Origin of the sequence: Micromonospora sp. M61, from assembly GCF_018070245.1 — a bacterium.
Lineage (GTDB): Bacteria > Actinomycetota > Actinomycetes > Mycobacteriales > Micromonosporaceae > Micromonospora > Micromonospora zamorensis.
The window spans coordinates 1-962 of sequence record NZ_JAGPYA010000173.1 but is presented as its reverse complement, the minus strand read 5'-3'; the positions used below and the strand labels follow the sequence as shown (position 1 = coordinate 962).

Sequence of the window (962 nt, the reverse complement as noted above, 5' to 3'; positions counted from 1 at the left end):
GCAGCAGGATCTGCGCGCAGATCTGGTTGGCCGACTCCTCCGTCACCTCGGTGCCGAGGAAGACGATGCGTTCGCGCAGCAGCCGCTCGAACACCTGGTCACCGAAGGACGCCTGCGGGCCGTCCAGCATCCGTACGCCGTACTCGATCATGTGCCGCCGCCTCACGGTGCCGGCGGGCGATGGGACCGCCCGGGGGACCGGCGCCTTCAGCGTGCGCGCGGCGGCGGTGGCCAGCCCAGTGATTCTGCCGCCGGCAGATCCGCCGTCGGCAGAACCCACGCGGCCTACGCGGCGGTCAGCCGCCGCAGGCCGAGCCGGGTCTGTGCGCTGTCAGCCAGGGCAGCGGTACGCGGACCGGGGCACGAGCCACCAGCGGAGGCTTTTCCGGCGACGCTGAGGGCCGGCTCGCTCGCCACCGGCCCGTGGTGCAGGACGAACCCGCCGATGCGTGGACCCACCAGCAGGGTGGCGTTGCCGATCTCGCGTCGGGTCGCATCGACCCGCTCCAGGTGGGTGAGCGCGGCGCGCGGCGCGGCCGGGAGGCGGGGCTCGACCCGACGCATATCGTCGCGGGCCTCGCCGAGCAGGTCGGCGAGGCTGATGCCGAGCGCTCGGCAGATCGCCGCCAGCACCTCCGACGAGGCCTCCTTCCGGCCTCGCTCGACCTCCGAGAGGTAGGGCACCGAGACGTCGGCCGATGCAGCCACCTCGCGCAGCGTGCGGCCCTGACGCTGCCGGTGGCGGCGTAGCACTCCGCCGATGACTCGTCGCAGCAACGACATGCCGGCCTCACTTTCGCGGTCGTCGTCGGGAACACCCTCATCATGCCCGTCCCGGGCCGTCCAGGTTGTCCGCGAGCGACCCGGACGTGCGAAGCGGGACGTAACCGCTATGTTGTGGGCGTGCAGGCGACGGTGGCGGGGCAGGTTCGACGGTGATCCATTTCCCCGCGCAACGCCGG

Annotated in this window: 2 protein-coding genes; both read right to left on the bottom strand. The window is 72.6% G+C overall.

Annotated elements, in window-relative coordinates:
* A partial coding sequence (locus tag KBX34_RS33175; RefSeq protein ID WP_247672510.1) for an ATP-dependent Clp protease proteolytic subunit occupies positions 1-151 on the bottom strand: 151 nt, incomplete at its 3' end.
* Positions 152-285: 134 nt separating this feature from the next.
* Positions 286-783, bottom strand: coding sequence for a helix-turn-helix domain-containing protein (locus KBX34_RS34355; RefSeq protein WP_210929003.1), 498 nt, complete (start codon positions 781-783; stop codon positions 286-288).
* Positions 784-962: the final 179 nt, after the last annotated feature.

Bases quoted from the DNA above. Each gene is read 5' to 3' on its own strand.
- KBX34_RS34355 (WP_210929003.1), bottom strand. From the start codon at position 783: ATGTCGTTGCTGCGACGAGTCATCGGCGGAGTGCTACGCCGCCACCGG.